Genomic DNA, 7,025 nt, shown 5'->3' with positions numbered 1-7,025 from the left:
TCTTAAGCCTGAAAGAGGTTCAAACTCAAATATACTGCTCACACTATTTTAGCTCTAATATCGTCTATTTATCACTCAGGCGTCGATCGATAACTTAGATAGTGATAATCTAAGCCTTGATATGCATGCATATCATTATCCTGATTTATTCTTCGGATTGGCGAAAGCCAGACGAGTGACGCTTCAAGCAATTGAGGTGGAGCTCATGGTAAATCAGGCCATTAGATTGGCAATGGATATGCCTGACCGTTAGGTAAATTAATGCGCCCAACAGCTGTCAGGTTCTCGCACACCAACCGTAGTGCGATGCGTCGTCGTAGTGGCTTTGTTGCTGCTCCAACGGCTAAGAAATTGGCTCCTACAATGACTCTAGTTGAGAAGACTGCTTTATTAGCACCGACTACAACAAAAGTGATTAAAGCCGCTTAACAAAAAGCGCAGTTTTTACTGCGCTTTTTTCTTGCCCGCTCCCATCTTGAAATGTGTTTACACATTGGTATTCCCTACCCGATTTGATACCTTAGCCACAAATCATTATAAAATTTGTGGAGAAATAAAGTATGAAGTGTCACCGCATTGAAGAACTGCTTGAACTGATGGAGCCTGAGTGGCAGAAAGATCAAGAGCTTAACCTATTAGAGTTCATCATTAAGCTATCAAAAGAAGCGGGCTACCAAGGCAAGCTTGAAGCACTGACTGACGATGTTCTTATCTACCACCTAAAAATGCGCAACAGCGAAAAAGATGAAATGATCCCAGGTCTGAAAAAAGACCAAGAAGATGATTTCAAAACCGCAATTCTAAAAGCGCGTGGCCTTCTTTAGTCGCCCATTTGTTTAGAGCTCAATTGCCGTATAGATAAAACACTCAATTTTAAAAAGCGACCACCAGGTCGCTTTTTTGTTTCTGTTCGCTATTTTTTCGTCACAACTGTTATGACTTTTGTTGTTAAAGGTTGATAGCGTTAAAGAAATTAGAACAAGATTGTCGCTATAATCGCCATCCATAAGAATCTTCTAAAATAATAAGAGTGAGTGCGATAACAACAAATGCACCAAGCTCAATTTCAACAGGTTCTCTAAACCATACTTTCAAGTAATGTCGTCATGCCCGACTTAACCGGGCAAACAAGCCACAAAAAGGATAGTCCATGAGTCAGGATAAAATCGATATCAAAGATGTGACTCCTAAAACCTTTAACCCGAAAACACATAAAGGTAATGGAGATCGATTTAACCCAAGTAACCGAATCTATGTTCGAGAAAGCAAAGGTAAATTCCAACAACTGCGTCGCTATGGCGGTTGGTTCTTACTTTTACTTTTTGCGCTTATCCCATGGATTCCATTTGGTGAACGCCAAGCGATCTTGCTCGATATCGGCAGCCAACAGTTCAACTTCTTTGGCACCACTTTATACCCGCAAGATCTGACCCTACTCGCGATCCTATTTATGATTGCCGCGTTTGGCTTATTCTTCATAACCACCTTCTTAGGCCGTGTCTGGTGTGGCTATTTATGCCCACAAACAGTCTGGACCTTCATGTACATCTGGTTCGAAGAGAAACTGGAAGGTGCTGCCAATAAGCGAAGAAAACAAGACTCGGGCAAACTGACGAGCAATTTAATCCTCAGAAAAACCCTCAAACACATTGCGTGGTGGGCGATTGCCATTGCGACGGGCTTAACCTTTGTTGGTTACTTCATCCCAATCAAAGAGTTAGTGGTTGGCTTCTTTACCTTTAACTCGTCTTTCTGGCCGGTGTTTTGGGTACTGTTCTTTGCTGGGTGTACGTATGCCAATGCGGGTTGGATGCGTTCAATTGTTTGTCTGCACATGTGTCCTTACGCGCGTTTCCAGTCGGCAATGTTCGATAAAGACACCTTCATCGTTGGTTACAACACAGAACGTGGTGAAAGCCGTGGCCCTCGCTCTCGTAAAGCTGATCCAAAAGAGCTTGGTCTAGGCGACTGTATTGACTGTAACCTGTGTGTTCAAGTGTGCCCAACAGGGATTGATATCCGTGACGGTCTGCAATACGAGTGTATTAACTGCGGCGCGTGTATTGATGCCTGTGACAACACCATGGAGCGTATGGGTTACGAGAAAGGCCTGATCAACTACACCACCGAGCACAGACTTGAAGGTCATTCGACCAAGGTAATGCGTCCTAAGCTATTGGGCTATGGCGCCATCTTGATCGTGATGCTGGGCTTGTTCTTCGCCCAAATCGCGAGCGTTGATCCCGCCGGCCTAAGTGTTCTGCGTGACAGAAACCAGCTGTTCAGAGTCAATAACCAAGGGTTGGTTGAAAACACCTACACCTTGAAAGTGATCAACAAGACTCAACAAGAGCAAGAGTACAAGCTCGATGTTAGCGGACTGCCCGACTCTATCTGGTATGGCAAACAGACGATTACTGTCGATCCAGGCGAGGTTTTGAACCTACCTATCAGTTTAGGCGCCGACCCAGAAAAACTGAGCTCACCAGTTTCGACAATTCAGTTTATACTCTCGGATAATGAAGAGTTTACGATGGAAGTCGAAAGCCGCTTTATCAAGAAGCTCTGATACCCGCACCTTAGTGCTTGGTATAACAACCCAATAAATGGAAAAAGGCTCAGTAATGAGCCTTTTTTATTCTATGACGATGCAAGCCTTTAACTTTGATAACCTGACTCCTGACTTCATGTGGTACGCACTGGAGAGCATTGGGGTTCGCGCTGAATCCGGGCTTCTCGCTCTCAACAGTTACGAAAACCGAGTCTATCAGTTCACCGATGAAGACCGTAAGCGCTACGTCGTTAAGTTTTATCGTCCGCAACGCTGGAACAAAGCACAGATCCAAGAAGAGCATGACTTCGCACTCGAGCTTATCGAACAAGAGATGCCGATTGCTCCTCCAATGCGAATCAACGGTGCAACCTTACATGAATACCAAGGCTACCTATTTGCACTATTTGAAAGTGTTGGCGGCAGACAGTATGAAGTCGACAATCTAGATCAACTGGAAGGCGTAGGGCGTTTTCTTGGTCGTATTCATAAAGCCAGCGCGGGAAGAACATTCCAACATCGCCCAACCATCAGCTTAGATGAATACCTTTATCAGCCACGTAAGATTCTAGAGAATTCTCAGTTTATCCCAACGCACCTAGAAAACGCCTTCTTCAATGACGTTGACCTTCTGATCAAAGAACTAGAGAGCCAGTGGCCGAGCAACATTGAGAATATCCGCCTGCATGGTGACTGCCACCCTGGCAATATCTTGTGGCGCGATGGGCCAATGTTCGTCGACCTTGATGACGCTCGTAACGGCCCTGCGATACAAGATCTGTGGATGCTGCTTAATGGCGAACGCCAAGATAAGCTGATGCAACTGGATATTTTACTAGAGAGTTACCAAGAATTTTGCGATTTTAATACCGCACAACTGAAACTAATCGAACCACTACGCGGTCTACGTATGGTGCATTACATGGCATGGTTGGCGAAGCGATGGCACGATCCTGCGTTTCCTCTGGCCTTCCCGTGGTTTAATGACCCGAAATATTGGGAGCAACAAGTACTTGCTTGTAAAGAGCAAATTGCTACCCTGCAAGAGCCACCACTTTCGTTAATGCCTCAGTGGTAACAGCAATCGCAACATACAACTAGATAAAAATTCAAACATAATGGAGATTGGATAAATGAAAAAGCTATTCGCATTTTTCTCATTGATCATGTTGAGCCTTTCAGCTCACGCTGCGAAATTTAACGAAGGTGAACACTACAAAGTTCTCGACCTAGAAGCATCAAAAAAACCAATGGTGACAGAGTTCTTCTCTTTTTACTGCCCACACTGTAATAGCTTTGAGCCAATCATCCAGCAGCTAAAACAACAGCTACCTAAAGACGCTAAGCTACAGAAGAACCATGTTTCATTTATGGGTGGCAACATGGGTCTGCCAATGAGCAAAGCTTACGCGACTATGATTGCACTGAAAGTTGAAGATAAAATGGTGCCAGTGATGTTTAACCGCATCCACACCATGAATAAGCCACCACGTGATGAAGAAGAACTGCGTCAAATCTTCTTAGACGAAGGCGTTGATGCGAAGAAATTCGATGCTGCATACAACGGCTTTGCTGTAGATTCTATGGTTCGTCGCTTCGACAAAGCATTCAAAGACAGCGGCCTTTCAGGTGTACCAGCTGTTGTGGTTAACAACCGCTACCTAGTAGAAGCTCAAGGTATCAACTCTCTTGATGAGTACTTCGAGCTCGTGAACTTCTTATTGAAGAAGTAAGCCATTGATGGAAGGAAGCTTCGGCTTCCTTTTTTTTGCTAGTTCAAAAATCATCATTGATAAATAATCAGCCAGAAAACGCAGTGCTTTACTGATATTAATAACCCGTCCTAAGAATCGGTGGGCAAGGAGCCCTTAAATGAAAATAAAAATAACTCTCTTGGCATTGAGCGTTGCGGCTTCTCCCGCTTTTGCCAAGCTTGCAGACCAACAAGGTTTCAGTGGTGAAATCTCTATAAATACCGGGGTTGCTTCTTCCACCTCGAACTTTAATACCGATGCTGATAGCAATCTTTCATCCACAGATCAGAAGGCTTCTTCGGAAAGCTCTTTTCTGGTTGCTCCTTTAGGTAGTGTTGCTTATACCTTTGGTGAAAAGCTAAACCATCAGGTTTACACGGGTACCGCTCGTGATGACATAGCAACGGGTACTGTTGTTCTAGAGGTTGGTTATAAATACCAGCTTGAGTCAGGCATGGTGATCAACGCTTCACTGCTGCCGACCATTATGTCAGGTGATACCTGGGCTGATCCGTACAACACCGCATCAGCTCGCACAAAGACCGATGAAACTGGCAATGCCTTTCGTTTGAAGCTAAGCAGTATTGCTGGTTCGCCATTTTCCCTTGATATGGCCTATGCAACCAAAGATGTTGAACAAGATGATGTGCCCGATGAACTAAAGCGTGATGCAGATACCTTCTACCTTAAGGGCCAATATCGACAGCCTCTGAGTCGTACCATGATGCTTATTCCATCTATCATCTACCAAACACGTGATGCAGATGGTAAAGCTGAGTCTTACGACCAAATTGGTGCAGAAGTGAGCCTATTCGGCACCGCAGGTCGTCACCAATATGCTCTAACCGCTGGTTACAACCAACGAGATTACGATGCGGGTAGCTCTTTGTTCAACAGTACGAAACGTAGCGACGACAACATCAATCTATTCGCCGCCTATGAATATGATCAATTCATGGATTGGGAAAACTGGTCGTTTATTTCACTAGCAGGCTACGGCACCAGCGACTCGAACATTACCTTCTACGACGAATCGCAATATATCGTTTCAGTTGGCTTGAACTACAAGTTCTAACCTTAGCGACTATAAACTGCAATCCAACGAAAGCCTGCATCTAAGCAGGCTTTTTTCTGCTTGCTAGACAGCCTGAGCCGTGAGTTGTTTCAACAATCGATCCATCGCTCGATAGCCAAGCGCTTCTGATAGATGTTTCTTTTCGATCTGCTCGTTACCGTCAAGGTCGGCAATGGTTCGTGCCACCTTAATGATTCGATGATAAGCACGAATCGACAGACCCAGTCGGTGCAACGCCGTTTCCAGAAACTCCGCATCCTCACGCCTTAGTGGGCAATACCTCTCAATTTCTCGGCTACCTAACAGTGCATTCGATTTATGGTTGCGAGATAGCATCAACTCTCGCGCCTGCCTGACCCTTTGTTTAACCACTTGAGTGGTTTCACCGCGATCACCACCCTCAGCGAGCATGCCTTTGGGAAGCAATGGGATCTCTAACGACATATCGAATCTATCCAATAACGGCCCTGATAGTCGATTGAGGTAACGCAGTATGATCTGTGGGTTGGCGCGTGCTTGGTTACCTTCGTAGTAGCCCGTTGGACTGGGGTTGAGTGCACCCACTAACTGAAAACGAGCAGGGAAACGAGTCTTGCCCGCGACACGGGAGATAATGATCTCTCCTGACTCTAATGGCTCTCGTAATGAATCAAGCACCTTGCGTTCAAACTCCGGCATCTCATCCAAAAACAATAAGCCGTTATGCGCCAAGGAGATCTCTCCGGGGCGAGGCACTGAGCCACCACCCACCAATGCTGCCATCGAACTGGAATGGTGAGGGGATCGAAAAGGTCGTTGCTTCCAGTTATATTGATTAATCTCTTGTTGCGTTAACGAGGCCACCGACGCTGTTTCCATCGCCTCGTCATCACTCATTTCAGGCAGCAAGTCACGCAGTCGAGAAGCGAGCATAGTCTTGCCAGTTCCGGGAGGTCCGAGAAAAAGTAAGTTATGGTTACCCGCCGCTGCGATCTCCAATGCTCGCTTACCCTGCTGTTGGCCAATGATGTCCTGCAAGTCGCGAAGCTCTGAAACATCAGCCTGATGATGTTCCGTTCTATATAGGCCAAGCTGAGCCTGTCCACACATGTCAGCGCAAACCTCCAACAAGGTTTGTGCAGATTTATGCGCTCCCTTGCCCACCAGCGCAGCCTGATCACCGTTATGGTGCGGGACAACTAAACATCGTTCAACGTTATCGGCGGCTAACGTCGCTGGCAACACACCCTTTACTGAGCGTAATTCTCCTGACAACGCCAACTCACCGATGAATTCATGCTGAGCTATTTTTGATGTCGGAAGCTGATCGGATGCCACCAAAATCCCAAGCGCGATTGGCAAGTCGAAACGGCCCCCTTCTTTGGGTAAATCCGCAGGAGCAAGATTGACGGTGATTCTTTTCGATGGAAACTCAAAGCGAGAATTGATGATCGCGCTTCTCACTCGATCTTTAGATTCCTTGACCGTTGTTTCAGGCAGACCCACCAGCGTAAAGCCAGGCATTCCGTTGCTTATATGCACCTCAACGGTCACTTCTGGCGCCTCTACACCCACACTAGCTCGGCTATGAATTATCGCGAGTCCCATAACTTTCCTTTGTCTTTGATTTAAAAGTATTCGCTCTGGATATTCGTTGCTCACCAAA

Annotated in this window: 7 protein-coding genes; 6 read left to right on the top strand and 1 reads right to left on the bottom strand. The window is 45.9% G+C overall.

All coding sequences use genetic code 11. The annotated features are described in order from the left end of the window. Positions 1-261: 261 nt before the first annotated feature. From IQQ51_RS02010 to IQQ51_RS01985, 6 genes are all read left to right on the top strand, one after another. On the top strand, positions 262-429 hold the full coding sequence (locus IQQ51_RS02010; RefSeq protein ID WP_004739323.1) for a hypothetical protein: 168 nt from the start codon (positions 262-264) through the stop codon (positions 427-429). A 131-nt stretch (positions 430-560) separates the two neighbouring features. After that, positions 561-824, top strand: coding sequence for a YihD family protein (locus IQQ51_RS02005; protein WP_193840203.1), 264 nt, complete (start codon positions 561-563; stop codon positions 822-824). Between the two features lie 326 nt (positions 825-1,150). Further along, positions 1,151-2,569 (top strand): cytochrome c oxidase accessory protein CcoG, encoded by a 1,419-nt coding sequence (gene ccoG / locus IQQ51_RS02000; protein ID WP_065584151.1) that lies wholly within the window; start codon positions 1,151-1,153, stop codon positions 2,567-2,569. A 73-nt stretch (positions 2,570-2,642) separates the two neighbouring features. Next, complete coding sequence (locus tag IQQ51_RS01995) at positions 2,643-3,629, top strand: serine/threonine protein kinase (RefSeq protein WP_146492808.1); 987 nt, start codon at positions 2,643-2,645, stop codon at positions 3,627-3,629. A gap of 55 nt (positions 3,630-3,684) precedes the next feature. Then, entirely contained in the window at positions 3,685-4,284 is a 600-nt protein-coding gene (locus IQQ51_RS01990; RefSeq protein ID WP_048610871.1) for a thiol:disulfide interchange protein DsbA/DsbL, read from the top strand. Positions 4,285-4,423: 139 nt separating this feature from the next. Continuing rightward, the gene (locus IQQ51_RS01985) at positions 4,424-5,380 is read left to right on the top strand and encodes a DUF2860 domain-containing protein (RefSeq protein WP_193840202.1); all 957 of its coding nucleotides are present in this window, start codon (positions 4,424-4,426) and stop codon (positions 5,378-5,380) included. A gap of 63 nt (positions 5,381-5,443) precedes the next feature. Here IQQ51_RS01985 and IQQ51_RS01980 read toward each other — a convergent pair whose 3' ends face one another. Continuing rightward, a complete protein-coding gene (locus tag IQQ51_RS01980; protein ID WP_193840201.1) occupies positions 5,444-6,967 on the bottom strand; it encodes a YifB family Mg chelatase-like AAA ATPase in 1,524 nt (507 codons plus the stop codon). Between the last annotated feature and the right edge of the window lie 58 nt (positions 6,968-7,025).

The sequence above is a fragment of the Vibrio sp. OPT18 genome (genome assembly GCF_015163615.1).
GTDB classification, from domain to species: Bacteria; Pseudomonadota; Gammaproteobacteria; order Enterobacterales; family Vibrionaceae; genus Vibrio; species Vibrio coralliirubri.
The sequence above is the reverse complement of the archived record's forward strand: the minus strand, read 5'-3'. Positions and strand labels throughout refer to the sequence as shown.

Coding starts and splice junctions, on each gene's coding strand:
- IQQ51_RS02010 (WP_004739323.1), top strand. CDS start 262: ATGCGCCCAACAGCTGTCAGGTTCTCGCACACCAACCGTAGTGCGATG.
- IQQ51_RS02005 (WP_193840203.1), top strand. CDS start 561: ATGAAGTGTCACCGCATTGAAGAACTGCTTGAACTGATGGAGCCTGAG.
- IQQ51_RS01995 (WP_146492808.1), top strand. CDS start 2,643: ATGACGATGCAAGCCTTTAACTTTGATAACCTGACTCCTGACTTCATG.
- IQQ51_RS01980 (WP_193840201.1), bottom strand. CDS start 6,967: ATGGGACTCGCGATAATTCATAGCCGAGCTAGTGTGGGTGTAGAGGCG.
- IQQ51_RS01990 (WP_048610871.1), top strand. CDS start 3,685: ATGAAAAAGCTATTCGCATTTTTCTCATTGATCATGTTGAGCCTTTCA.
- ccoG (WP_065584151.1), top strand. CDS start 1,151: ATGAGTCAGGATAAAATCGATATCAAAGATGTGACTCCTAAAACCTTT.
- IQQ51_RS01985 (WP_193840202.1), top strand. CDS start 4,424: ATGAAAATAAAAATAACTCTCTTGGCATTGAGCGTTGCGGCTTCTCCC.